The sequence below is a fragment of the Pseudanabaenaceae cyanobacterium SKYG29 genome, assembly GCA_025055675.1.
Lineage (GTDB): Bacteria > Cyanobacteriota > Cyanobacteriia > Pseudanabaenales > Pseudanabaenaceae > M5B4.
In genome coordinates this window covers 960108-985225 of record JANWWT010000001.1, presented here as the reverse complement: position 1 = coordinate 985225, position 25118 = coordinate 960108, and the positions used below count along the sequence as shown (strand labels likewise).

Sequence of the window (25118 nt, the reverse complement as noted above, 5' to 3'; positions counted from 1 at the left end):
GAGGTGAACAAAAAGATGGAAGTAGGCTTTGCCGAGCTGCGGGGAGAAATCAAGGAGATACGAGCACAGATGGAAACTATTCGTACTGAAGTACATGCTGTACGAACTGAGCTCAAAGGTGAGATACAAGCAGTACGCACTGAACTTAAAGGTGAGATACAGGCAGTACGCAACGAACTCAAAGGTGAGATACAGGCAGTAACTAATGAACTCAAAGGAGAAATTAAAACTGTAGAAGGCAAGCTAGACGGCTTTGACAAACGCATCAGCAATCAGGAATTCATCACCAGAAGTATCTTTGCTACAGTTTTGGGTGGCATTCTCCTTGCCATTGCTCGATTCCTCTTCCCGATCGATGTCAAAAAACTGTTTACTAGCCTTGCTGACTTTTTCAAGACAATGAGGGTTTGACAAAAAAGAGAGCACGATCGGGATTATGTGATTGAGATATACTATCCCTAGTAGTTTTGTAGGAAATTCCCCCGATGGCAGAGATAACCAATGAGCAACTCAAGGACTTAATCCTGGGCAAATTCGCCGAGCTGGACAAAAAGATGGAGGTAGGCTTTGCTGAGCTGCGAGGAGAGATCAAGGAAGTAAGAGTGCAAGTAGATGCTGTTCGGGCTGAACTCAAGGGCGAGATACAAGCAGTGCGCAATGAACTTAAAGGCGAAATACAGGCAGCCAGAAACGAACTCAAAGGGGACATCAAGACCATAGAAGCCAAACTCGACGGCTTTGACAAACGCATCAGCAATCAAGAATTCATCACCAGAAGTATTTTTGCCACAGTTTTGGGCGGCATTCTCCTTGCCCTCGGCAGATTCCTCTTCCCCATCGATGTCAAAAAACTCCTCACTAGCTTTGCTGACTTTTTCAAGACAATGGGGGTTTGACGCAAAAGAGAGGACGATCGGGATTACATGATTCAGGTATACTATTCCTACCTAGTAGTTTTTTAGGCAACTCGATCGATGGCAGACATTACCAATGAACAGCTGAAGGACTTGATTCTGGGCAAATTTGCTGAGCTGGACAAAAGGATTGACCATCTGGACAAAAAGATGGAGGTAGGCTTTGCCGAGTTGCGGGGCGAAATCAAGGAAGTACGGGCACAAGTGGAGGGTGTCCGCAACGAACTCAAAGGGGAAATACAGGCAGTCAGAAATGAACTCAAAGGGGACATCAAGACCATAGAAGCCAAACTCGATGGCTTTGACAAACGCATCAGCAATCAAGAATTCATCACCAGAAGTATTTTTGCCACAGTTTTGGGCGGCATTCTCCTTGCCCTCGGCAGATTCCTCTTTCCCATCGATGTCAAAAAACTGCTCACTAGCTTTGCTGACTTTCTCAATACAATGAGTGTTCTCTAAAAAAGAGAGAACGATGTAAGCCCAAGTCTGAGGAAATCATCCAGTGTAAACATCAAGGCTCATTTGGAACTCCCAGGATGTTTAATCACTAATAGAGTGATGTCATCATAGATTTTTTGCTTACCAATGTGGGCTTTTAGGTCCTTAATAATGGCTTTGCGAATTTCTTGGGCGGTTTTATGGGCGTTTTGTTTTAACTGATCACAAAGTCTGTCTAAGCCATAGTGTTGTTTTTGGCTGTTTTCTGCTTCGACAATGCCGTCAGTGTATAATAGGACTATGTCCCCACTTTTGAAAGGAATACTAACCGAGTGAATGAATTCTTGAATGTCTGCTTCTAAACCAATAGGAAATCCCAAATCTATAGAATCTATTAACTCAATTTCCCCTCCGCCTTTGAGTAAAATTACTGACTCATGTTGACCAGTGATCGTCAGTTGTTCATTTTTGTAGGACAGCAGAATAAAAGTGAGATTCCGATCGGAATTAATTCGCCTAGTATTTTCATAAATTACTTTATTGAGGGCTTGTAAAAAGGTAATGGGATCGGAAATATCCAGGGCTGAAATAGCACGTACTGCTGTCTGTACCATTAACATCAAGAGACCGCTTTCTAAGCCATGCCCCGTTACATCTCCTATGCTTAAATGTAATACACCATTGTTCTGCCAGACATCGTAGTAATCTCCCCCTACCTCAGAAGCTGGCTCCATAAAGCCATCAATGTCTAGTTTTTGCAGAGCCATCAACTCCTCTGACTTAGGCAGAATCATAGCTTGAATTTTGCGGGCAACTTCTAACTCTGTACTTAAGCGTAAGTTTTCCTGCTTCAAGCGGGCATTTAGTTTACTAATTTCTTCATTGGCAAGGGCTAGTTGGGTAGCTCTTTCTTCGGCTAAACAGAGGTTCAAATAGGCGCGGGAGTGATAGCGGATGCGGGCAATTAGTTCCACTTTGTCCGGTAGTTTTATGAGGTAATCATTGGCACCGACGGCAAAGGCTTCCGCTTTTACTTTGGGGTCTTCTTTAGTGGATAAAACAATCATGGGGATATTGCGGGTAGAGGGGTGGGAACGGAAGAATTTGACTAGCATAATGCCGTCAATCTCAGGCATAACTAAGTCCTGTAAAATTACAGTGGGGGAGACATCAATTGCTGTCTTAATCGCTTGGGCGGGGTCATCACAGTAAAAAAATGAAATATTGTTCTCTCCTGCTAACATGCGCCGCACAGCTTCTGCGACCATTGGCTGGTCATCAACCAATAACACTGCTGCAGGATAACGGGTAAAATCGGAGACCAAACGACTGTTGCTCATACCCTCCCCAAGTGGCGCAAACAGGCGGGTACAATCCTCTCTATAGGTAGAATTTCCGTGGCGGCTTCCAGTTCCTTAGCAGCTTTGGGCATCCCGTACACAACACTAGTGGCTTCGTCCTGGGCGATCGTGTACCATCCTTTTTGTTTCAGTAGTTTCAATCCCTCGGCACCGTCACTACCCATGCCTGTCAAGACCATGGCAATCCCCTTACTACGCCAATGTTTGTGCAGACTACGGAAAAAGGCATCAACAGAAGGGCGATAGGGGGTATCCCTCGGTTCAGGGGTGTACTTAAAGGTCTGTTGGGCTGTGATCACTAAATGGTCATTGGTGCTAGAAAGAAACACACGACCAGGGCTGGGGGTTTGGTTTTCCTGGGCAATTTCCACAGGCAGGCTGGACTGTTCGTTTAACCATTCGCATAGTCCTTGGGCAAAATGGGCATCTACGTGCTGAATGACAACTACAGCGGCGCTCAAATCCCTGGGTAACTGGGTCAGAATGTGGGCGACTGCCTTCGGTCCCCCTGTGGATGCCCCAATGGCTATTAGTTTTGTGACCGATCGGCTGTTGCTTGTCCCATTTTTTTGCAGGAGCTTGGCAATGTTGGCAATTTTGGCGAGGAGGGTTCTATCCTCCAGGGAGGGAGTATCCACCACATCGAGGGCACCATGCCCCATAGCAGCGAAAATACGGGCGGAATGTTCTTTCACTCCCGATGTCACAATGAGGATAGCACAGGGGGATTGTTTCATAATTAGCTCTGTGGCGGTCACCCCATCCATGCGGGGCATAATTAGGTTCATGAGAATCAGATCAGGGGTATCAGTCTGGGCTTTCATGACAGCTTCTTCTCCATCTCGGGCAATCCATGCCACTTCATAACCTGGCACAGAGGTAATTAACCGCCGCAGCACCTCCACTTCCATAAGTGTGTCGTTGACAATGGCAATACGCATATTCCCCCAATCTGCTTATCACTAACCGTCCTAGAATAATCTTAATATTTAAGGGCTAACTTCCTATGTTAATGCTATTATTTCAGTGTGGGGAAGAGCGCTACGCTTTAGAATGTCGTTATGTTTTAACGATCGTGCCTTTAGTACGACTTATCCCCCAGCGGCAGGCTCCTCCCTATGTTGCTGGTTTAATGCGCTATTTTGATAAGTTAGTGCCTGTAGTAGATTTATGTCAATTGCTGCAGGGCAAGGCAGCTGCCCCCCGCCTGAGTACCAGAATTATCCTGGTGGAACATCCCCTAGAGCAAAAACGGCAAATTTGGGGATTAGTGGCAGAAAAGGTGACGGAAACTGTGGCTATGCAGGAGATGGGATTTACCAATGGGCAACTAGCTGTAGACGAGCAGGGGGTAATCCAACAGGTCAGACTCGATCGCTTAGCCGCAAAGGTTAATCCCCAGTTGTTATTGATGGGTGATGACGGTGGCAGCTCTAATTATTGAACTGCTGCGGCAGAAAATTGGCTTAGATAGTACAGCAATTGGTACTTTCCCTGTTCTGGCAGCAATCAAACAAAGGATGGCAGCAGTTAATATCACCAATGAGCAAAGCTACTATGATTACTTAACACGATCGGCAGAGGAACTGCAAGCTCTGATCGAAGCGGTAGTTGTACCCGAGACGTGGTTTTATCGCGATCGAGAACCGTTTTTATTCCTGCAAGGTTTTGTGCAAAAAAATCATCTGCAGCGGCGGCATTTGCCCTGGCGTATTCTCAGTTTGCCCTGCTCAACAGGGGAAGAACCCTACTCTATCGCTATTGCTCTCTTGGAAGCAGGATTGCTGCCCTATCAGTTCACGATCGATGCTGTGGATGTCAGTTATCGTGCCCTGGAAAAAGCCAAAACAGGGATTTACACCAAAAACTCCTTCCGAGGTACTGACCCCCAGCTTATCGATCTTTATTTTACCGTGGTTAATGACAGCTATCAGTTACTCGACCAAGTGAAAAAACAGGTCAACTTCCAATACGGTAATATCCTGCAGTTCCAACGGGTGAATTACTATGACATTATTTTCTGTCGTAATTTGTTGATCTACCTCGATCGGGAAAGTCGTGGAAAAGCCCTGCATAATCTGCATAAAGCTATGACCAATGATGGTCTATTATTTGTTGGTCATTCGGAAGTAGGGTGTTTGACGGAGAGCAATTTTGTGCTAGGTGGTAGTGTAAAAGCCTTTGTCTTTCGGAAGCTGTCACCACAATTGCCTTCTCCTGCTATCTCCACTCCTCTATTGCCGCCTCCTCCTATACCCTCCCCTGCAGTTACTACTCCTCAATTATTGGAAGAGGCACGCCGCAAAGCCGATCAAAACGAACTAAAAGCAGCCCTAAGCCTCTGTCAAACCTACCTGCAAAACCACCCCCTAGATGAAAACGCCCATACCCTCCTAGGGGAAATCTATCAAGCCCAAGGCAATCCTCAACAAGCTATAGAATGTTATCAAAAAGCATTGTATATCAATCCCCATCACTATCCTGCTCTTGTCCATTTGCTGTTGCTGAAACAACAGTCGGGGGATGCAGAGGGAGTAAAGGTGTTACAACAGAGAATCGATCGTTTAGCCAAAGAGAAAATGTAGAGGGGGCACCCCCCTCTTGTTTATGCCACCCCTTCGATACGGTCTTCTAGCTCCTGGTAGAGTTCCCGCAGTTGTTGGATGTTGGCTTCGCTGGTCTGCCAGTAACCACGACCATGTACCTCTAGGAGCGTCCCCACCATTTTACGGAAGGAATGGGGATTGAGGTTCATCAGCCGTTGGCGCATCTGTTCGTCTTTGATGTAAACATCATTGACATCTTCATAGACCCAGTTATCAACTGCCCCTGCAGTAGCAGACCAGCCCATGGTGTTAACTAGACGCTTGGAAATTTCCCGCACTCCTTCGTAGCCGCTGTTGAGCATGCCTTCGTACCACTTGGGATTGAGGAGTTTGGTACGGGCATCCAGACGTACAGTCTCGCTGAGGGTGCGCACCTGGGCATTGGCAGTCGTGGTGTCAGCAATGAAAGCTTTGGGGCGTTTGCCATCCCCCCGCAACTTCTCTACCACCTTGGTGGGGTCAGAGTCAAAGTAATGGCTGACATCTGTGAGACTAATTTCGGAAGAATCTAGGTTTTGGAAAGTCACCTCTACTGTCTTGAGAGCACTTTCATATAGTTGTCGTTGTTGCTGGTTGTTGATCTCAGAACCAAAGGCAAAGGATTTACGGGAGAGATACATTTCCTGCAAATCAGCTTCTGATTCCCAGGTGCTATTTTCTACCGCTAAATTGACATTGGCGCTGTAAGACCCCGCACTATTGCTGAATACCCTGGTCGCTGCCTGCCGAAGAGAAATGTTCAATTCCTGAGCCTGTGCTAGGGCATGTTTACGGACAAAATTCAGCTCCAGGGGTTCATTCGCTTCGGCACAGAGCTTGACAGCCCGATCGAGTAAGTCCATCTGATTGACAAACAAGTCGCGAAAGACGCCTGAACAGTTCACCACTACATCAATGCGTGGTCTGCCTAATTCTTCTAAGGGAATCAACTCTAGGCGGTTGACTCTCCCCAGAGAATCAGGTAAGGGTCTCACACCCAAAAGACAGAGAACTTGTGCCAGGGATTCCCCGTAGGTTTTGATGTTGTCTGTCCCCCATAACACCACTGAGATAGTTTCAGGATAATTGCCGTTATTCTCTTGTCTTTGCTTCTCCAGCAGTTTATCCACCACCACTTGCGCCGACTGCACCGCTGCACTGGTAGGAATTGACTGGGGGTCGAGGGCGTGCATGTTCTTGCCCGTGGGCAATACCAGGGGATTGCGGATAGGGTCACCACCAGGACTAGGGGGAATAAATTCCCCTTCTAGGGCACGAATCAAACTGCCCAACTCATTGTCTGCCACTAGTTGTTTGAGACAGAATTCAGCAAATTCCATCACAGCTTTGAGTTGTTCCCGATCGACCTTGCCAAACCCCGCCTCTTGCAGGGCCTCCAGCCATGGCTCACTCTTCCCCAACCGCAAGAAATTCAGCACTGCTACCCTGGACACTCTGCCATCTGCATCTAGTTGGGTTTGAATCAGAGCCTCGATCGCCTTACGGCTCGCCCGTTTGATCTGGGCTAGGAGTTCCACCTCGGCAAAAATACCCCGATCACTGTTTTTGTAAATCTCATCTATGTCTCTGCCAATACTCTCTGCCAACAGACGGGGTAAGGATTTGAGGTTCTCTTCCCAGCGATCGAAACTGACAATACTGGTAATCACATCGGCGGCTTCCTCTAGCTTGGGCGGTTCCCCAATCACATGCAAACCACAGGGCAACACCCGCGATTCAATCTCCATCAGTTTGTTGTATACCTGCCCCACAAAGGTATCCCGCTCCTCTAGGGTCATGTCTTTCCCATCCCGATCGGGTAAATCTACATCCTGATCCAGATTGACCAGCTTCACCTTGTCGATGATGGTGTTGACAATAGCCGCCCCCCTCGTGCCCAGGCGCAATTCCTTGTAGGAACCTACTAACTCGCTCAATTCCTGTAGCCCGCGGTGGAGTCCCGCATTCTCTGGCGCAGGAGTGATATAGCTGATAGTGGTGGCATAGCCGCGGCGTTTAGCGATCGTGCCCTCCGACGGGTTGTTCACCGCGTAGTAGTAGATGTTGGGCAGTTGACCAATGAGACTGTCGGGGTAGCAAGACCCAGAAAGCCCCGTCTGCTTGCCAGGCATAAATTCCAGAGAGCCGTGGGTACCAAAGTGCACTACTGCATCTGCTCCCCAGATGGCATTCAAGTAGGTGTAGTAGGCAGCAAAGCCGTGATGGGGAGAAGCGGATTTGCTAAACAACAAGCGCATGGGGTCCCCTTCATAGCCAAAAGTTGGTTGTACCCCCACAAAGACATTGCCATAGTGCTTGCCATAGATCAGCAGATGCTGCCCATCGCTGTTGAGATGACCAGGGGGCGGTCCCCACTGCGCCGTAATACTTTCTACGTAGGGCGTATTTTCTTCGTATTCTTTGACTGGCATGCGATAGGCAATATTTAGTTCCGGACTCCCCGCCAAAGCATTGGGATTGTGGAGAATCTCTGCCATCATTTCATCAGCAGTGGCTGGTAACCCCTGTACGTCATAACCATTAGCCGCCAAACTCTGAATTACTTTGTGGATAGAGGCAAACACATTCAAATAAGCGGCTGTGCCCACATTCCCCTTGTCCGGCGGGAAACTAAAGACAGTAATGGCAATCTTTTTCTGCAACCGCGGTTTGCGCTTCAAATTCGCCCACTTCAATGCCCGCTTGGCAATCAATTCCATCCGATCGCTTAAAGCTATTGCCCGCCCGGTCAAACCATCACGACCAGATAAAACGATCGGGTCTACGGCTCCATCCAGCTCGGGAATTGCCACCTGGAGCGCCACCTGCACCGGATGTAACCCCAATTCACTTTGCTCCCACTCTTCCGTAGATTGGAACACCAGGGGCAACACCACCATATAGGGGCAGTTCAGCTTTTGCAGAGTTTCCACCGCCTTGGGATGGTCTTGGCGTGCCGGTCCCCCCACCAAAGCAAAACCCGTCAAAGATAGAATCGTATCCACAATTACCCTGCCCCGATCGATGAAATAGGCTTCTACTGGTTTAGAAAAATCCAAGCCCCCTGCAAACACGGGAATCACCCTTGCCCCCAGGGACTCTAATTCCTGCACCATCGCCACATAGTGGGCATCATCCCCTGTCACTAGGTGGGAACGGGCTAACACCAAACCGATCGTGGGTGCTAAGGGGTCTTTCATATCCCCATCAATGTCATTGCGGGAATTAAACCATTCCAGATACTCCGCCAGACTTGTAAACATCTTGGGGGCAATGGGATGCCAAATGCCCATGTCAGGGTAGGTAATCGGGTCACGCACCTGAATTTCTTTCCCCGCCGGCAGATAGTTCTTCGCCAGCATCAACAGAAAGTTCTCAATGTTTTGCTGTGACCCCCCCAACCAATACTGCAGGCTAAGCATGAAATTGCGCGCATCCTGGGCCCGATCGATGGGCATGTATTTCAAAATCTTGGGGAGCGTCTGCACCACTTTGAGCATGTTGTCCTGAAAAGAACTACCTGCCTTACCTTTTACCTTCTTCATAAACTGGGCAATGGCACTCTTGGACTGCCCCAGATTAGCCATGTTGAACGTCCCCATCTTATTGAGCCGCATCACCTCCGGCATGGACGGAAAAATCACACACACATCCAACCGATCGCGCTGGGGCTGCACTGCTGCAATAACTTTGCGTGCCAAATCCTCTACAAAGATCAAAGAACCAATGAATACATTTGCCCTTGCTACATCTTGCTGGAACGCCTCATACATTTCAGGACTGCGTAGCTCTTCTAGTAAGTACCCACTTATCTCGATCGCCACATGGGGATTGTCCCTGTTAATAGCCTGTGCCGCCCCCGTCAACACACTCTGATATTGCGGCTCCAAGACCACGTAAACAACCCGCATCAATAAACGATCGTTGACACTCGTCGGTGAAACCTGTCTGTTCCTGGTACTCTCTAGGGCAGTAAACATAGCTCTTCTTTTTTGGTACTTACATTGTTTTACCACCGCTGGGGCAAACACACACAAAAATGTAACGATCGATCGGACTTTCTTCACAAAAATTAACATTGACCATATCTTATGAGAAATCTAGGTTGTTTGTAATTGATGCGAGCAATAGGTAACTGTTTTTTGAAAATTTGTTAAGGGATTTTAAGCAGTGGATGAGGTAGTCCCTATAATTAGGGGCTAAGGTTAGCCAAGCTCTACCGCTATCGTCCTTATGTTGTTCATAGATTCGGTTCTATAGAGTTTTGGTGAGCCTTCTTCCCTTGTACAAAGTAGAGAGGAGCACTCATGACAGCTACTTCTGACAAGCCGGAAGCAAAGGTGCGGGTAGTAGTGGACGAAAACCCGGTACCTACTTCCTTTGAGAAGTGGGCAAAGCCTGGTCACTTCGATCGCACACTAGCCAAGGGTCCGAAGACAACGGAATGGATTTGGACTCTCCACGCCGATGCTCACGACTTTGATAGTTTCAGTTCGGAAGAAGATACCGCCCGCAAGATTTTCTCTGCCCACTTTGGGCATTTGGGCGTGATTTTTATTTGGCTCAGTGGCATGTACTTCCACGGGGCGAAGTTTTCTAACTACGTGGCTTGGTTGGCTGACCCCGTCAACATTAAGCCCAGCGCCCAAGTAGTATGGGAGATTGTTGGTCAGGACATCCTCAATGGGGATGTAGGCGGCGGTTTCCAAGGTATTCAGATTACCTCGGGTCTGTTCCACCTGTGGCGGGCTTCGGGGATCACCAATGAATACCAACTGCTCTGCACCGCGATCGGTGGTCTAGTCATGGCAGCTTTGATGTTCTTTGCGGGCTGGTTCCACTACCATGTGCGGGCACCCAAGTTGGAATGGTTCAAAAATGCTGAATCCATGCTGAACCACCACTTGGCAGGGCTGTTGGGTCTAGGCTCTCTGGCTTGGGCTGGTCACCAAATCCACGTATCTATTCCGATCAATGCTTACCTAGATGCGGGGATTCCTGCCAGTGAAATTCCCTTGCCCCATGAGTTCATCCTTAACCCCTCCTTGATGGCGGAACTGTTCCCCAAGGTGAACTGGGGCTTCTTGAGTGGCACAATTCCCTTCTTTACGGGTAACTGGGCTGCTTACAGTGAATTCTTGACCTTCAAGGGCGGTTTGAACCCCCAAACGGGCGCTCTGTGGCTGACTGACCAAGCCCACCATCACCTAGCGATCGCTACCCTATTTATCATTGCGGGGCATATGTACCGCACCAACTGGGGTATCGGTCACAGCATCAAGGAAATTCTGGAAGCGCACAAAGACCCCATCCTTATTGGCGGCAATGGGCACAAGGGCTTGTATGAAATCCTCACCAGCTCTTGGCACGCGCAATTGGCAGTTAACCTGGCTCTCTTCGGTTCGCTGTCCATTATTGTGGCGCATCATATGTATGCCATGCCCGCCTATCCCTACATTGCGATCGATTACTCCACCCAGATTTCCCTGTTCACGCACCACATGTGGATTGGGGGCTTCTTGATCTGTGGGGCAGCAGCGCACGCCGCTATTTACTTAGTACGGGATTATGACCCTGAACTAACCTATGACAACGTCCTCGATCGGATGTTGCGTCACCGGGATGCGATTATCTCCCACCTGAACTGGGTATGTATTTTCCTGGGCTTCCACAGCTTCGGTTTGTACGTGCACAACGACACCATGCGGGCGTTTGGTCGTCCCCAGGATATGTTCTCTGATACAGGTATCCAGTTACAGCCTATCTTTGCGCAGTGGATTCAAAATATTCACACCAACTTTATTGCTAACTCTGCTCCCTGGGTGAGCAACTCCGTCAGTCCTGTATTTGGCGGGGATGTGTTGGCAGTGGGTGGTAAGGTGGCTATGGCGCCCATGCCCTTGGGTACGGCAGACTTCATGGTACACCACATTCACGCCTTCACGATTCACGTCACTGTTTTGATTCTCCTCAAGGGTGTGCTGTTTGCCCGTAACTCCCGCTTGATTCCTGACAAAGCTGATTTGGGCTTCCGCTTCCCCTGTGACGGACCTGGGCGCGGTGGTACTTGCCAAGTGTCGGCTTGGGACCACGTTTTCTTGGGTCTGTTCTGGATGTACAACTCTATCTCCATCGTCATCTTCCACTTCTCCTGGAAAATGCAGTCCGATATTTTCGGTACGGTGAGCGATGGGGTAGTCAACCACATTACCTCTGGTAACTTTGCCCAAAGTGCGATTACGATCAACGGCTGGCTACGAGACTTCCTGTGGGCACAGGCTTCCCAAGTGATTCAGTCCTATGGTTCGGCTCTGTCTGCCTATGGCTTGATCTTCTTGGGTGCCCACTTTGTTTGGGCGTTTAGCTTGATGTTCCTGTTCAGTGGTCGTGGCTACTGGCAAGAGTTGATTGAATCGATCGTGTGGGCACACAACAAGCTGAGATTCGCTCCTGCGATTCAACCCCGCGCTTTGAGCATTATTCAAGGTCGGGCAGTGGGCTTAGCTCACTATTTACTGGGAGGAATTGCCACTACCTGGGCATTCTTCTTGGCACGCTTTGGGGCACTTGGATAATTGAAGGAGAAGAGAAATGGCGACTAAATTCCCTAAATTTAGCCAGGCGCTCGCCCAAGACCCCACGACGCGGCGTATCTGGTATGCCTTGGCAACTGCTAATGACTTTGAAAGCCACGACGGGGTGACGGAAGAAAGTCTGTACCAAAAGATTTTTGCTTCCCACTTCGGTCACCTGGCAATTATCTTCCTGTGGGTGTCGGGCAACCTCTTCCATGTCGCTTGGCAAGGTAACTTTGAGCAGTGGGTAAAAGACCCCCTCAATGTGCAACCAATCGCCCATGCGATTTGGGACCCTCAATTTGGTAAGGCTGCGGTAGAGGCTTATACCCAAGCTGGCGCTAGCTATCCTGTAGATATTTCCTACTCTGGGGTTTACCAGTGGTGGTACACGATCGGGATGCGCACAGTGGGTGACCTCTATCAAGGGGCAATTTTCCTACTGATCCTGGCGGGTGTAATGCTGTTTGCTGGTTGGCTGCACCTGCAACCCAGTTTCCGTCCTAGCTTGGCTTGGTTCAAGAATGCTGAATCCCGTCTGAATCACCACTTGGCTGGTTTGTTTGGAGTTAGCTCCCTGGCTTGGACTGGTCACTTGGTACACGTAGCAATTCCTGAAGCTCGTGGTGTGCATGTGGGTTGGGATAACTTCTTGAGCATTAAGCCCCACCCTGCTGGTCTCTTGCCCTTCTTCACTGGTAACTGGGGTGTCTATGCCCAAAATCCTGATACCGCTAATCATGTTTTTGGTACGGCTCAGGGTGCAGGCACTGCTATTTTGACCTTCTTGGGTGGTTTCCATCCCCAGACAGAATCTCTGTGGCTCACTGATATTGCCCACCACCATTTGGCGATCGCGGTGCTCTTCATCATCGCTGGTCACATGTACCGTACCAACTTTGGCATTGGTCACAGCATGCGGGAAATTCTCGCTGCTCACCGTCCGCCCGAAGGTACTCCCTTTGGTGGTCTCCTGGGTGATGGGCACAAGGGCATTTACGATACCTACAACAATTCTCTGCATTTCCAACTAGGCTGGCACTTAGCCTGCTTGGGTGTCGTTACCTCCCTGGTAGCTCAGCATATGTACTCTCTGCCTCCCTATGCCTTCTTGGCTAAGGACTACACCACGATGGCAGCTCTCTATACTCACCACCAGTACATTGCGGGCTTCCTGATGGTTGGTGCTTTTGCCCATGGTGCTATCTTCTTGATCCGTGACTACGACCCCGAAACCAACAAGAACAACGTGCTGGCACGGGTACTCGAGCACAAGGAGGCAATTATTTCTCACTTGTCCTGGGTGTCTTTGTTCCTTGGTTTCCACACCTTGGGGTTGTATGTCCACAATGACGTGATGGTTGCTTTCGGTACCCCCGAAAAGCAAATCCTGATCGAGCCTGTGTTTGCCCAGTGGATTCAGGCTGCTCATGGGAAGGCACTCTACGGTATTGATGTACTCCTGTCTAACCCTGACAACATTGCTACTACAGCTTGGCCTAATCACGGCAATGTGTGGTTGCCTGGCTGGTTACAAGCAATCAATGCTGGTAATAACTCCTTGTTCTTGACTATTGGTCCTGGGGACTTCTTGGTACACCACGCGATCGCTCTCGGTCTGCACACTACCACTCTCATTCTGGTAAAAGGTGCCCTGGATGCCCGTGGTTCTAAGCTGATGCCTGACAAGAAGGACTTTGGCTATAGCTTCCCCTGCGACGGTCCTGGTCGGGGTGGTACTTGCGACATCTCTGCGTGGGATGCTTTCTACCTGGCTATGTTCTGGATGCTCAACACGATCGGTTGGGTGACCTTCTATTTCCACTGGAAGCATCTGGCAGTATGGCAAGGCAACGTAGCCCAGTTCAATGAGTCTTCCACTTACCTGATGGGTTGGTTGCGGGACTATCTCTGGTTGAACTCTTCCCAGTTGATCAACGGTTACAACCCCTACGGTATGAACAACATCTCCGTGTGGGCGTGGATGTTCCTGTTTGGTCACCTGGTGTGGGCAACTGGGTTTATGTTCCTCATCTCCTGGCGCGGTTACTGGCAAGAGCTGATCGAGACCCTGGTATGGGCACACCAGCGCACACCTCTCGCTAACCTAGTGCAATGGAAGGATAAGCCTGTAGCTCTATCGATCGTGCAAGCTCGCCTGGTAGGGTTGGCTCACTTTACAGTGGGTTATATCTTCACCTATGCCGCCTTTGTGATTGCCTCTACCGCTACTGCCTTCGGTTGATAGCTAAAAACCAAACAGTTGTTTGACTCTGCTCCCCGATCGGGGGGCTTTTTTTATTTTATGAAAACTTTGTGAAGGGATGCCTACCCACTTGGACGTCTATGATAGGCTTGCGATGAAAGTTTTGGGGAAGGGCAGTGGCAAGGGTATCGATCGTGGAATACTCAGAGCAAAAGCTAGTGCTTTCCACTAGAAGCCTCAAGTTTCTGGTTCTAAGGGGAATTATCATCAATTCAATGGTTGCTGTAACTACTATTAGTATATTCCTTGTGCCACCCATTGTACAATTCTATAACTCCTTAAAAGAACGGTCAAATCGTGGCTATTTATATGAAATGACTTGTGAAAAGCCAGAACAGTACTTCGTCAATTGCAAGTTGGAGGGAACAGACTTAGAGGGTAAGAAGAGATTATTGTACTCTGCACCCATTAGAGGTGCCACTTCATCAGTGGTAACAGTTAACATTGACTATGATGATGATGGAGAAATTGATGGACCTGGAAGAATCTGTAATGTCTCCCTTATCAAGAGAGATGGTACCAGAATTGAGAATTTAGAGCTATTTCAGGATAAGGAACCCTATTATAGACCTAAATGTCAACAGCAGAGGGAGGTTGTCAGTAAAATCAACAACTATATTTTGGAGAACTCAACAAAATCCCTTTATTGGTCAAGAGATATGAGGGTAGGGGATTTAACTAAAGGATGGTATAGAAGAATTAAAATTGATACTTTCATAGTAATTCCTGCAACCTTGACTACTATGCCCTTTTTACTTGGGCTGTTACTGGGTTGGCTATTTGATACTGCTGAGTACTGGGAGTTTGATAAACGATCGGGCAAGATAACCTATAGAAAGAGTAAAGTTTTTTCAAAGTATACAAACGAAGATTGTTTGGGATTAGTGGAAAGGATTGTTGTTAATCCCTATCAAATGTACATCACGATTAGAGGTGGGAAAGATGGAAGTGACGAAAAGAGTTACCACACCATATATTACTTGGATGACCAAGCTCGACTAAAAATCTCACATGGCTCGAAAATGCAACGGGTGTCAAGGCAGAGGAAATTACCTATGATGATTAGTCTGAAGATTCCCTTGCATATTGTTGCGGTATTTCGATCATGCAAACTCGTTTGGCAAAATTAGCTTACCTTTTGACTGCCTTTGGTTGGTAGCTAAAACTTAAACAGTTGTTTAACCCTGTTCCCCGATCGGTGGATTTGTGAAAACTCTCTAATCTCCCACTTAGCTATTTATGGTAGGTTTTGAAACTCTTGTTATGGCAACCCTAGCTGCTTTTCAAGCTTGTTGATGATCAACTTCGACCACTTCAGGTAAGCTTAAATCGCACTTGTCTTGATAGACGCTTAAGTCAAACCAAAAAGTAGTCCCTACCCCCACTTCGCTCTTCAAATGTACAGAGCTGTGATGTTTCTCAATAATGTTGCGCACGATCGATAACCCCAAGCCTGTTCCTTCCAGGGTATGCACACGGTTTTCTACACGAAAGAAACGATCGAATATCCGTTTTTGATGTTCTGGTTCGATGCCAATGCCTGTGTCCTCCACTTCTACCCTGACCCGTTGCACCGATCGTTGGGGGTCGTTCATATTTTGCTCTTCCCAGCTATAGGCTCGGATATAGACCTTGCCGCCAGCGGGAGTAAATTTGAGAGCATTGCCCACGAGGTTTGCCATCACCTGTAACAACATGTCGTAGTTCCCCCAAACTTTGGGTAGGTTAGGGGAGGTTTCTTTGATCAAAGTGATACCTTTGTCGCGGGCATTGAGTTGGTAGGTGCGTAGGGTCTGCTCAATGACTAGGTTTATGTCCGTGGGGTCGAAGCGATACCTCCGTCCTGACTCTAGGCGCGATAAATCTAAAACATCGTTAACCAGGCGGGCAAGACGATCGGTTTCCCTGTTAGCAGTCTCTAAAAATTCGTGCTTTTGTTCGGGAGTCAGCTGGTCGTCATATTCGTATAGTGTTTCGATGAACGACTTGATGTTGAAAAGTGGTGTACGTAACTCATGGGAAACATTACTAATGAAGCGACTTTGGGCAGCATTGAGTTCCACTTCTCTGGTGATGTCCTGCACAGTGATGGCAATACCCTTAAGGGTGTTACTAGTACTGAGAACGCGGTTGAGCCAAAATCGCAAAGAGCGGTTGGTTTCTCCCTCGCCATTGATAGTGACGCGAAATTCTCCCCCTGCCCTTTCCCCTGCGGCAATTTCCATCAAGGGACGACCAATTTCTTCTTCCACAGCAGGATGGAGTAGATTGAGGATATTTTGTCCTATAGCCCCTTGCCACCCTAGGATATTGAGGGCAGCAGGATTGACCAAGACCACCTTTAGTTCTAAATCCAGGAGAATCGCCCCATCGGCGATTGTGGCAACTAGGGTCTCTAGCTTAGCTTTTTCGGCTGCCAGTTCCTCGATGTTTTGCTCTTCATAGCGGGCGAGGCGTTCTGCCATCTCATTAAAGCTGCGAATCAATTCCCCCAACTCACCGCCAAAGGGTAAATCAATCCGCTGTTGGAAGTTCCCTGCCGCAATATTTTGTACGCCCGCAGCTAATTCGCGGATGGGTCTAGTAATTGTCACAGCATTAGAAGCTGCCCCCAGGATGACCATTGCCCAAATCGATACAAACACTGCTGTGGTTACATCCATGGTCAAGCTAGAAGACACTACCACCGCGGGATTGGGGTTGATACCCATCGCTAAGATGCCAACGGCTTGGTCTTGGTCGCGCAGGGGTACAAACACGTCGGTCACCTGTCCCTGGGGTGTTTCGTGCTGGCGCACAAAGGGTTGGTCAGATTCCAGTAAGTTTTCTGGCAGCTGCAGGCGGCGGGGTAGGGTCAAGCCTGTTTCTTGATCCACTGCATCAAAGGGAATGCCAAAGTAGACTTCCCCCTTAGGGTTGGCGTAAAAAATGTAACGAATGCTGGAGCTACTTTCAAAAAAATTCTTGGTCACCCTCGCCAACTCGCCCCGATTGTCTGTAGCAACCAGATGAGAAACATTCGCTGCCAATAACAAGCCTAGGTCTTTACCAAAACGGGTGTCATTGAGGCGGGCATCAGTCTGAATGTCATTGACTGCCCAAAAAGTAATGGCGCTCATGAGCAGGGAGACACCGATCGTTAACACCGCCATCAACTTTGTCTGCAGGGTAAAACCCGCCCACCAGCGGCGTAGACTCAGGAGGAATGACCGCATGGCTCTCGACTAGCTAGAGGGTCAGGAATACTAGGGGAAGGAGCAATAAACTCGCCTTTGGCTACAAATTCTAACCGCAATTTTAACCAGGTGATCAATTTGGGGTCAGTGGAAATGACAGCGGCGGCGGGGCTGGGAATCTGGGCTTTGAGGGCAGCAAATTCAGGGGCATCTAGGAAGGCAGGACATTCTACAAACCAGAAGTCAATTTCTTTGTGGCGAGCCTGGTAATTACGGCGGCGCTCTGCCAGGGACTCCTGCAGGGGTTCGGTTTCCAAGAGAAATTTACGACTAGCAGCGACAAAGAAATAGGTTCGCGGTTCCAACATCGCGGTTTGCCAAGCAAAAAACTACATAGGGCATTGTACTGGCTTTTTTAGGTTTAGACTGGTTTCTATGCCACAATAGCCAACCCGCCGCACCTACCACTACCACTACCGCTCCCGCAAGCAGCACCGATCGCCAGGGCAAAGGTGAAGCAGGTACAGGGTTAGGCACTGGTTCTGGGGGCTTGAGGCGGGCTGGGGGGGAAGGAGTGACAACCTGAGTTTCGGCAGCAACTTCTTCATCCTCTTTTTTGGGTGGCTCTGAGGTACGGGGTGCCATCACAGTAGGAGCTGCTACTTCTGCTGGCTTTTGAGCAGGACGGGCAGGTTGGGGTTTATGGGGTTGGCGTTGGGGCAGCCGAGGTTTTGGTAGGTTAAATTCCTCTTCTTGTTCTTCATTGTCTATGACGTGCGTCTTGCCGCTGTCTCGGTGGAGAGTATGGCTGGAGGAAATAATTACAGTTGCTGTACCCCGTTGCTGACCCAGGGGAATGGTGCGAGTCCAGTCCGGTTCCTCTTCTCCCAAAACGCGGCTGTAAAACTGCACCGATTTATAGGGCAGCAGGTTTAGCTCTATCTCATCGATGACCCGATCGACTATGGTCACATAGTCTAAGTGATGGGGCTGGGAGCGGTTGAGGACTACTATTAGGCTGTCCCCCTCTTCAGTTAACTGCAAGACTAACCCTGGTATATTGAGTAGGGCTTCTAAATGATCCTTGAGTTGCGGTTCCATTGCCTATCTCCCCTGCAATAGGGCCTATCTTAAGGGAACATACCCATATTTTCAATGCGACTATATGGTAGAGTGCAGCAAGATTGGAGGGAGATATGGCAGCCCGTCCTGTATTCAGTGGGGTAGCAGTAGTCACAATCGCAGTCAACGGCAGACCGATCGAGGTAGAAATCAACGGCATCGATGCACCAATTACGGCAGGCAACTTTATCGACCTAGTGGAGCGGGGTTTCTATGACGGTATTACTTTCCATCGCGTTGTCCCTAATTTTGTGGTACAAGCCGGTGACCCCAACAGCAAAGACCCTAATTTCCCTCCCAATCTCCTGGGGAGAGGAGGTTTTGTTGACCCCCTGACGGGGCGAGAACGTACTATCCCCTTAGAAATCAAAGCCAAGGGTGCACCCCAACCTACACTTAACCAAATTGTGACCCCACCGGTAGAACTGCCCCACAAACAGGGGGTAATTTCCATGGCGCGTACGCCTGCCCTCGATTCTGCCTCTTCCCAATTCTTTATTACTCTCACTCCCCAGCCTAGTTTGGATGGGGCTTATGCTGTCTTCGGGGAGGTGATCAGTGGCTTTGACAACGTCCAAAGAATTCGCCAAGGCGATCGGATTACCGCTGCCAAGGTGACGGGGGGCATTATTCCTTTCAGGGAGAGCAACATTATCCTGGAAAATCAGGCTGGCTTGTTGAATGACTTTATTAACTTTGTCAACCGTGCCAATTTAGGTTTGCCCTTTGCTGATGCTGATAACAACAATAACCGACTGGATTTGAATGACCCTAATAACCGACAAATTGCTGCCAATGCCTTCTCTGGTGTCCGCCTTCTGGGGGGGAATGATACCCTGCTTGGTAGTCCCGATCGGGATGTAGTTAACGGCAATGAGGGGAATGATTTTCTCTCAGGGGCAGCGGGGGCAGATTATTTGCGGGGTGGACAGGGGGAAGATACCATCCTGGGGGGAGAAGGGAACGATATTCTCAATGGCAACAAGGGCAACGACAGTGTGGAGGGGGGCAATGGCAACGACTTTGGGCGCGGTGGACAGGGTAACGACACATTGTTGGGGGGCAATGGCGATGACACCTTAATTGGCGATTTGGGCTTTGACATTCTAATTGGCGGTGCAGGGAAAGATACATTTGTGCTGAGAGCCGATGACACTAATACCGATCGGATTGCTGACTTCAGTGCAGCCCAGGGAGATGAGATTATCGTTGTGGCAGATAACATTACCCCTGCCGATCTGCGCTTAGAGGCAGTAGGGGGAAACACTTTGATTCGCATTGGCAATAATAACCCCATCGGGGAAGTAGTAGGCATCTTACCAGGAGCATTGTCTCAATTGATCTTTATCACACCGACAAATGATGCAGCCCTGAGAATAGGTTAAACATCCTAACTTTTGTCGCTTTGGTGTGGGGAGAGGGTAAAATCAATCCTGTAAAACAAGATGTGGGATTATGGCGGATATTTACCAGGTGGGTAATCGCATCATTAAAGCCTCGGAGCTGATGGACTTGTTGGGGAAATATCAATTACTTCCCCAGTTAGTGCGGGGCATGATCATTGATGACGCGATCGCTGAATATCCCCTCACAGAGGAAGAAGCCACTAATTACGTACAACAGTTTTACGAACAGAACAAACTCACCACTGCGGAAGCAAAACAAGCCTGGCTAGCTAGCCAAGGTATGGATGAACAGCAGTTAAAAGCCTTGATTGAACGTCCCGCCCGCCTGGAGAAATTTAAGCAAGCAGTGTTTGGCAAAAAAGTAGAAGCCTATTTCCTCACCCGCAAAGCCGCCCTCGATCGGGTATTGTACTCTCTGATTCGCACTAAGGATTTAGGCATTGCCCAGGAATTGTATTTCCGTATTAGTGAGGGAGAGCAGTCCTTTTCTGACCTAGCTAAGCAGTATTCCCAGGGGGCGGAGGCGGCAACGGGAGGTTTAGTAGGCCCTTCCCCTTTGACAGCACCCCATCCTGTAATTGCGCGGACGCTACAAGTGAGTCAGCCAGGGCAGTTGTGGCCCCCCATGCGGTTAGAGGATTGGTATGTGATTGTGCGCCTAGAAAAGTTTTTCCCTGCCCAGTTGGACGAATCGACCCGTCGGCAGTTAATTGAGGAGATGTTTGAAAATTGGATGCGGGAGCAACTCAAGGTCATGGGACCCCTGCAAGCGCGATTGTTAACAGCCCAATGAAAGAATTGTTTGTGGCAGGGGGGTTAGTAATGTATCCCCTGTTGTTTTTGTCTGTACTCTCCCTGGCGACAATTTTGCAACAGGCGTGGTTTTGGACCCAGCTTTTGGCGAAGGAGAATTTCCACATTCAGCAAATCCTGGAGGCGGCAGCAGGGGACTGGCAACAGGCCCGGGACTTAGCAGCCAAGTGTCAAGACCATCCCGTTGGTCGCTTTTTGTATAGTGCCTTGGCTTTGGAAAACCCTGACCCAGACTTGTTGCGCCTGGCGTTGGAAAGTGCTGCCGATCGGGAACTAGCCCTCATGCTCCGCGGCGAAAAGGTGTTGGAAGCAGTGATTGCCATTGCCCCTTTGTTGGGGCTGTTGGGGACCGTCACGGGCTTGATTACTTCTTTCAGCAATATCACGATCGGGGATGTCGCCAGCAATATTCAGTCGGGCAATTTGACCAAGGGGATTGCGGAAGCTTTGATCTCCACGGCAGCGGGGTTAATTATTGCCATTTTTACCCTGGGCTTTCAGCGGTTGTTTTTGGCATGGCACTGGGAGCAGGTGAACATCTTTCGCCGATCGGGTAACACCCTAGAGTTAATTTATCGGCAGAGATGGTTGGGGGGGCAAGGAGTTGAAGGGGGCTAGATTATGGCTGAGCTTACTTGCCCTGGCAGTAGGGGTTAGCCTGTTCATTTTTTCTCCCCTTGCTCTCCTGGGGGTGGGGATAGTTACTATTCTCGGTTGGCGGTTCCTCCGTCCTCGCCCATCCTCCCCTGCTATTCCCAGATTCCGCGACAAATTGACAGCAGCCCAGGCAAACTTAGTTGCCCTGGAAGAACAGTTGCAAAAAATTCGTGACCAGGTTAGCCAAGGGGCACTGCGGCAACGGACAGAGAAGTTAAAGCAAACGATCGAGGAGCAGGAGCCACAGCTAGTAGTGTTTGGGGTGGGGTCAGCGGGCAAAACCGCTTTGGTCAATGCTCTGTTGGGGCGGGAGCAGGGTCAAGTTGCTCCTACTATGGGTACAACAGAAATTGGGGTAAAGTATCGTCCTCTCCAGATTGGCAACTGCACTGTCAGTATTGTGGATTGTCCGGGCATTTTAGAAATGGGGCAAGGGGGAGAGGCGCGGGAAGAATTGGCACGCAAAATTGCCACTAGAGCCGACCTACTCTTGTTCGTTATTGAGGAAGACCTACGCCAGACGGAATTCCAGCTCCTGCAGGAACTCTACCAACTAGGTAAAAAGATCGTCCTCGTTTTGAACAAGGTTGACCGCTATACAAAGGCAGAACAGACAGAGATCTGTACCAACATCAAAACCCGTCTACAGCAAGCCAACCTAGACATTGCCACCGTAGCTATTGCTGCCCGTCCCGCCGCTGTTACTCTCCCTACAGGGGAAATCTATCACCCCCCCCCTAAACTCGCTCCCTTAGTGGCTGTCCTAGAGCAAATTCTCACCACCCAGAGCCAGGAACTCATAGCTGATAACGTCTTGCTCCAATGCCAAACCCTGACCACAGAAGCCCGATCCCTCTTAACCCAACAGAGAGAAAGACAGACCCAAGCCATCATTGATCGGTATCAATGGTTAGTAGCGACGGCAGTAGTAGCCAATCCCCTCCCCTTAGTTGATTTTTTAGCGACAGCAGCAGTGCATACGCAAATGGTGTTAGACATTGCCCAGGTTTATGACTGTCACATCAGTTGGGAAGACGGGCAAAAGTTAGTCAAATCCCTGATACAAACCATGACGGGGCTGGGACTGACAAAAACTGCCATACAAATCATGAACACTGCATTAACTGTCAATCCTGTGGGAGTTGTGGTAAAAAGTGCCGTGGGGGGATTAGCCGCAGCTTATTTAACGCGCGTTGCTGGTAGGAGCTTTCAGACCTACTTTGCTCAACAAGGTCAATGGGGAGACGGGGGCATTACTGAAGTAGTGCAGAAACAATTTGCCCTAGCACAGAAGGAAGAACTTTTACAGAAATTTGTGCAACAAACGATCGAGCACCTAGAGCTGCCCTAGCCAAAACGTGCCACTTCCTTACCGTCTTCTACAATCACTAACTCGATCGGTGCCAACTGCCGTGACAGAGAACTAGCACGGAAAATATTAGTTTTGGCAATAGCACGGATTTCCACGGGTTGCTGTCTTTGTTTTACTTCCTTGACCAACTGCACTAAATTGGTACTAGATTCCAGGAGGGAACCGCCAAACCGACCAATTTCCCCTGTTTCTGGATTGGGGATTACCCCTTCTTGCACGACACGAAATCTAACTAGGCGGAATAATTTGTTGAATTGTTCCTCCAACTCCGCATCCGTCATAGAGGGATTAAAGGGCAAAGACACGATCGTGGCACCCTGGGCAAAAATCAGGCGGTTGTGGTCAATGTCAGCACTGATAGCAATATTTGTCTCCTTGCGCAGATAATTCCCCGCCGAGCGAATGCGGACAATAAAACTGTCACTGCGCTGGGGGGGTGGGAGTTGCCGATTCTTTTCCTGTTCCACCTGCAGGCGGGCAATAATGCGATCGATGTCCGTCGGTGTCACACTGAGGATAACGGGGGTATTGTCGGGGAAATCCAACTCCTGGCGAGCGCTTTGGTCTGCTAACTGTAAAAGCTGCAATATAGACTGTCTCTGCTCCGTCACCGACAGATTAGCGGGAATGACAACAGCAGCTAACACCTGGTCTTTAGTAATGCGTACCCCTCCCTGGCGCAGCGTACCAATACTTTTAGTCAGAACGTCCCTGGTAGTCTCCAGCGCTTGGATTTCTTGTTTGAGCCGCTCCTGTTGTTGCGTCAGGTCTTGGAGAATCTGTTGGGAAGCCTGCACCTGTCCTCTTAATGTCTTTGTCTCTGCTGTTATTTTCCGCAGTTCTGCTGCCAGTTGATTGCGCTCCTCTGTGAGTTTGTTTTTTTCCCCTACCAGGACATCTTGCTCCTGTGCCAGTTGTTGCACTCGATCGTTTAACTCTGCTTCCTGGTCTTGCACCCGTTTGAACTCTGCCTGGAGAGAGGACAATTCAGCTTCTGCCTGTTGCAACTGAGTTTCTGTTTCTGCCTGGCGGGTGAGTGCTTCCTGCAAAGAGCGATTGATAGCATTAAGCTCTCCCTGGGCTATTTGTTTTTGCCTTCTTGCTAAGTCTAACTCTGCTTCTACTTGGCGCTTTTGCCCCTGGGTAAGGTCTAACTCCCTGCGAATCTCCCCTAGACGAAACAGCCCATCCCGCAGTTGACTGTTAGTTGCCAATAAAATTGCCACGGTAGCAGAGGAAATCACACTGCCCGTCAAGATGGTAATGAGAGTCGCTGTATTGCGGGGGCGCAAGTTAAATATACTCAGACGAGCCTTCCCCACCTTAGAGCCAAGACGGTCGCCTACAGTGGCAATCACACCACCCAATACCAAAATCGCTAGGATTAAGACATAGCCTGCCATCCTTTACTGCGCAGTTGGTGTAATTTTCTTCATGGGTTATCTACCTGTGGTTCTACCAAACGCAAATCCCGCTTCAAAAAACTGCGTTCCCCTTCCCTGGTTGCTACATAGGCACGGATGATACCCACCTTGGTAATTGGCAACTTTTCTAGGTAGTAGGGGCTGCCCACCTCCCGAATTTGTACAATATCCCCCACCTGCAGAGGACGGATAGGATGATAGGGGGGCACAGCACTGGGTTTACTCTCCGTTATGCCCAAAAATTCCGCCCTGAGGGCAGCGATGCGCCGGTCGATCAAATTTTCCAGCCGCTTTTCCAAACTCGCCATTCCCTGGGGGTCAAGCCAGGACTGGACAGCCTCCATCACTGCTGCTTCGGGGGATTGTCCTGCTGCCTGGGCGCGCTGGCAGAGGCGTTGGTATAGTTCGGGGGGAAGACCTATTTGCAAATAGTGCACGGGAGTATCCATGGGAGTACAATAATCTTAACTTGTAGCTTAGCTTAAATTTTATGGCGCGTTCACAACGGAATGACAACTTTGTTGACCAGACGTTTACAGTTATTGCCGATACAATTCTCAAACTGCTCCCTGCCAGTAAGAAGGAGAAAGAAGCTTTTGCCTACTATCGCGATGGTATGGCAGCCCAAGCGGATGGGGATTATGCCGAAGCTCTGCAAAACTATGAAGAAGCCCTCAAACTAGAGGAAAACGACTACGACCGCAGCTATATTCTCTACAACATGGGATTAATCCATCAGAGTAACGGTGACCATGAAAAAGCTCTTGAACTGTACGCCCAAGCTATCGAACTGAATCCCCGTTTGCCCCAAGCCCTCAACAACACTGCTGTCATCTATCATTTTTTGGGAGATAAGGAAGATGACCCCGAAAAAGCAGAGGAGTACTTCTCCTTGGCGGCAGAATATTGGATTCGCGCCATTCGTCTGGCACCCAACAACTACATTGAAGCACAAAACTGGCTGAAAACCACAGGTAGGGCTGATATTAACGCCTTCTTTTAAGTC

The 25118-nt window shown here is 49.1% G+C and carries 21 protein-coding genes and 1 pseudogene; 13 read left to right on the top strand and 9 right to left on the bottom strand.

Annotation, left to right across the window (positions count from 1 at the left end):
• The 3 genes from NZM01_04690 to NZM01_04680 all read left to right on the top strand — a co-directional run.
• The coding region (locus NZM01_04690) for a hypothetical protein (GenBank protein MCS6959324.1) at nt 1–411 on the top strand (411 nt) is incomplete at its 5' end.
• Nucleotides 412–485: 74 nt separating this feature from the next.
• Nucleotides 486–896 (top strand): hypothetical protein, encoded by a 411-nt coding sequence (locus NZM01_04685; protein ID MCS6959323.1) that lies wholly within the window; start codon nt 486–488, stop codon nt 894–896.
• A 78-nt stretch (nt 897–974) separates the two neighbouring features.
• Nucleotides 975–1376, top strand: coding sequence for a DUF1664 domain-containing protein (locus NZM01_04680; GenBank protein ID MCS6959322.1), 402 nt, complete (start codon nt 975–977; stop codon nt 1374–1376).
• Nucleotides 1377–1435: 59 nt separating this feature from the next.
• Here the strand turns inward: NZM01_04680 and NZM01_04675 are convergent, their stop codons facing one another.
• The 3 genes and pseudogenes from NZM01_04675 to NZM01_04665 all read right to left on the bottom strand — a co-directional run bounded on the left by NZM01_04675 (nt 1436) and on the right by NZM01_04665 (nt 3657).
• On the bottom strand, nt 1436–2089 hold the full coding sequence (locus tag NZM01_04675; GenBank protein ID MCS6959321.1) for a PP2C family protein-serine/threonine phosphatase: 654 nt from the start codon (nt 2087–2089) through the stop codon (nt 1436–1438).
• A 195-nt stretch (nt 2090–2284) separates the two neighbouring features.
• A pseudogene (locus tag NZM01_04670) lies at nt 2285–2695 on the bottom strand (response regulator).
• Nucleotides 2692–3657: a chemotaxis response regulator protein-glutamate methylesterase gene (locus tag NZM01_04665; protein MCS6959320.1), complete on the bottom strand. Its 966-nt coding sequence runs from the start codon at nt 3655–3657 to the stop codon at nt 2692–2694. The pseudogene NZM01_04670 and the gene NZM01_04665 overlap by 4 nt, the downstream one beginning before the upstream one ends.
• Before the next feature lie 65 nt (nt 3658–3722).
• On the opposite strand from NZM01_04665, the gene NZM01_04660 reads away from it, so the two are divergent.
• Entirely contained in the window at nt 3723–4160 is a 438-nt protein-coding gene (locus NZM01_04660; GenBank protein ID MCS6959319.1) for a chemotaxis protein CheW, read from the top strand.
• On the top strand, nt 4141–5301 hold the full coding sequence (locus tag NZM01_04655) for a tetratricopeptide repeat protein (protein MCS6959318.1): 1161 nt from the start codon (nt 4141–4143) through the stop codon (nt 5299–5301). Before NZM01_04660 ends, NZM01_04655 begins: the two co-directional genes overlap by 20 nt.
• Nucleotides 5302–5321: 20 nt before the next feature.
• Here the strand turns inward: NZM01_04655 and NZM01_04650 are convergent, their stop codons facing one another.
• Nucleotides 5322–9281 carry a magnesium chelatase subunit H gene (locus tag NZM01_04650; GenBank protein ID MCS6959317.1) on the bottom strand — a complete coding sequence of 1320 codons (3960 nt, stop codon included), beginning with the start codon at nt 9279–9281 and terminating at the stop codon, nt 5322–5324.
• Between the two features lie 327 nt (nt 9282–9608).
• Here NZM01_04650 and psaA point away from each other — a divergent pair, with 327 nt between their 5' ends.
• From psaA to NZM01_04635, 3 genes are all read left to right on the top strand, one after another.
• On the top strand, nt 9609–11876 hold the full coding sequence (gene psaA / locus NZM01_04645) for a photosystem I core protein PsaA (GenBank protein ID MCS6959316.1): 2268 nt from the start codon (nt 9609–9611) through the stop codon (nt 11874–11876).
• Nucleotides 11877–11892: 16 nt separating this feature from the next.
• Complete coding sequence (gene psaB, locus NZM01_04640) at nt 11893–14121, top strand: photosystem I core protein PsaB (protein MCS6959315.1); 2229 nt, start codon at nt 11893–11895, stop codon at nt 14119–14121.
• Nucleotides 14122–14258: 137 nt separating this feature from the next.
• On the top strand, nt 14259–15272 hold the full coding sequence (locus tag NZM01_04635; GenBank protein MCS6959314.1) for a hypothetical protein: 1014 nt from the start codon (nt 14259–14261) through the stop codon (nt 15270–15272).
• 153 nt (nt 15273–15425) lie between these two features.
• Here NZM01_04635 and NZM01_04630 read toward each other — a convergent pair whose 3' ends face one another.
• The 3 genes from NZM01_04630 to NZM01_04620 are packed head-to-tail and all read right to left on the bottom strand — an operon-like array spanning nt 15426 to nt 18419.
• Nucleotides 15426–17357 carry a cell wall metabolism sensor histidine kinase WalK gene (locus NZM01_04630; protein MCS6959313.1) on the bottom strand — a complete coding sequence of 644 codons (1932 nt, stop codon included), beginning with the start codon at nt 17355–17357 and terminating at the stop codon, nt 15426–15428.
• Complete coding sequence (locus tag NZM01_04625; protein ID MCS6959312.1) at nt 17339–17686, bottom strand: DUF2488 family protein; 348 nt, start codon at nt 17684–17686, stop codon at nt 17339–17341. The genes NZM01_04630 and NZM01_04625 overlap by 19 nt, the downstream gene beginning before the upstream one ends.
• Nucleotides 17649–18419, bottom strand: coding sequence for a hypothetical protein (locus NZM01_04620; protein ID MCS6959311.1), 771 nt, complete (start codon nt 18417–18419; stop codon nt 17649–17651). Before NZM01_04620 ends, NZM01_04625 begins: the two co-directional genes overlap by 38 nt.
• A 95-nt stretch (nt 18420–18514) precedes the next feature.
• On the opposite strand from NZM01_04620, the gene NZM01_04615 reads away from it, so the two are divergent.
• The 4 genes from NZM01_04615 (at nt 18515) to NZM01_04600 (ending at nt 22667) form a co-directional block, all read left to right on the top strand.
• Nucleotides 18515–19825 carry a peptidylprolyl isomerase gene (locus NZM01_04615; protein ID MCS6959310.1) on the top strand — a complete coding sequence of 437 codons (1311 nt, stop codon included), beginning with the start codon at nt 18515–18517 and terminating at the stop codon, nt 19823–19825.
• Between the two features lie 70 nt (nt 19826–19895).
• Complete coding sequence (locus NZM01_04610) at nt 19896–20639, top strand: peptidylprolyl isomerase (protein MCS6959309.1); 744 nt, start codon at nt 19896–19898, stop codon at nt 20637–20639.
• Complete coding sequence (locus tag NZM01_04605) at nt 20636–21277, top strand: MotA/TolQ/ExbB proton channel family protein (protein MCS6959308.1); 642 nt, start codon at nt 20636–20638, stop codon at nt 21275–21277. Before NZM01_04610 ends, NZM01_04605 begins: the two co-directional genes overlap by 4 nt.
• Nucleotides 21264–22667 (top strand): DUF697 domain-containing protein, encoded by a 1404-nt coding sequence (locus NZM01_04600; protein ID MCS6959307.1) that lies wholly within the window; start codon nt 21264–21266, stop codon nt 22665–22667. The genes NZM01_04605 and NZM01_04600 overlap by 14 nt, the downstream gene beginning before the upstream one ends.
• Here the strand turns inward: NZM01_04600 and NZM01_04595 are convergent.
• Both NZM01_04595 and NZM01_04590 read right to left on the bottom strand, forming a co-directional pair.
• Nucleotides 22664–24091 (bottom strand): DUF3084 domain-containing protein, encoded by a 1428-nt coding sequence (locus NZM01_04595; GenBank protein MCS6959306.1) that lies wholly within the window; start codon nt 24089–24091, stop codon nt 22664–22666. The two genes, NZM01_04600 and NZM01_04595, sit on opposite strands and share 4 nt — an antisense overlap.
• A 29-nt stretch (nt 24092–24120) precedes the next feature.
• On the bottom strand, nt 24121–24561 hold the full coding sequence (locus NZM01_04590) for a hypothetical protein (protein ID MCS6959305.1): 441 nt from the start codon (nt 24559–24561) through the stop codon (nt 24121–24123).
• Between the two features lie 41 nt (nt 24562–24602).
• Here NZM01_04590 and NZM01_04585 point away from each other — a divergent pair, with 41 nt between their 5' ends.
• Nucleotides 24603–25115, top strand: coding sequence for a photosystem I assembly protein Ycf3 (locus tag NZM01_04585; protein ID MCS6959304.1), 513 nt, complete (start codon nt 24603–24605; stop codon nt 25113–25115).
• Nucleotides 25116–25118: the final 3 nt, after the last annotated feature.

Bases quoted from the DNA above. Each gene is read 5' to 3' on its own strand.
- NZM01_04665 (MCS6959320.1), bottom strand. From the start codon at position 3,657: ATGCGTATTGCCATTGTCAACGACACACTTATGGAAGTGGAGGTGCTG.
- NZM01_04605 (MCS6959308.1), top strand. From the start codon at position 20,636: ATGAAAGAATTGTTTGTGGCAGGGGGGTTAGTAATGTATCCCCTGTTG.
- NZM01_04685 (MCS6959323.1), top strand. From the start codon at position 486: ATGGCAGAGATAACCAATGAGCAACTCAAGGACTTAATCCTGGGCAAA.
- NZM01_04590 (MCS6959305.1), bottom strand. From the start codon at position 24,561: ATGGATACTCCCGTGCACTATTTGCAAATAGGTCTTCCCCCCGAACTA.
- NZM01_04625 (MCS6959312.1), bottom strand. From the start codon at position 17,686: ATGTTGGAACCGCGAACCTATTTCTTTGTCGCTGCTAGTCGTAAATTT.
- NZM01_04675 (MCS6959321.1), bottom strand. From the start codon at position 2,089: ATGGAGCCAGCTTCTGAGGTAGGGGGAGATTACTACGATGTCTGGCAG.
- NZM01_04650 (MCS6959317.1), bottom strand. From the start codon at position 9,281: ATGTTTACTGCCCTAGAGAGTACCAGGAACAGACAGGTTTCACCGACG.
- NZM01_04680 (MCS6959322.1), top strand. From the start codon at position 975: ATGGCAGACATTACCAATGAACAGCTGAAGGACTTGATTCTGGGCAAA.
- NZM01_04630 (MCS6959313.1), bottom strand. From the start codon at position 17,357: ATGCGGTCATTCCTCCTGAGTCTACGCCGCTGGTGGGCGGGTTTTACC.
- NZM01_04595 (MCS6959306.1), bottom strand. From the start codon at position 24,091: ATGGCAGGCTATGTCTTAATCCTAGCGATTTTGGTATTGGGTGGTGTG.
- NZM01_04615 (MCS6959310.1), top strand. From the start codon at position 18,515: ATGGCAGCCCGTCCTGTATTCAGTGGGGTAGCAGTAGTCACAATCGCA.
- NZM01_04620 (MCS6959311.1), bottom strand. From the start codon at position 18,419: ATGGAACCGCAACTCAAGGATCATTTAGAAGCCCTACTCAATATACCA.
- NZM01_04585 (MCS6959304.1), top strand. From the start codon at position 24,603: ATGGCGCGTTCACAACGGAATGACAACTTTGTTGACCAGACGTTTACA.
- NZM01_04610 (MCS6959309.1), top strand. From the start codon at position 19,896: ATGGCGGATATTTACCAGGTGGGTAATCGCATCATTAAAGCCTCGGAG.
- NZM01_04660 (MCS6959319.1), top strand. From the start codon at position 3,723: ATGTTAATGCTATTATTTCAGTGTGGGGAAGAGCGCTACGCTTTAGAA.
- psaB (MCS6959315.1), top strand. From the start codon at position 11,893: ATGGCGACTAAATTCCCTAAATTTAGCCAGGCGCTCGCCCAAGACCCC.
- psaA (MCS6959316.1), top strand. From the start codon at position 9,609: ATGACAGCTACTTCTGACAAGCCGGAAGCAAAGGTGCGGGTAGTAGTG.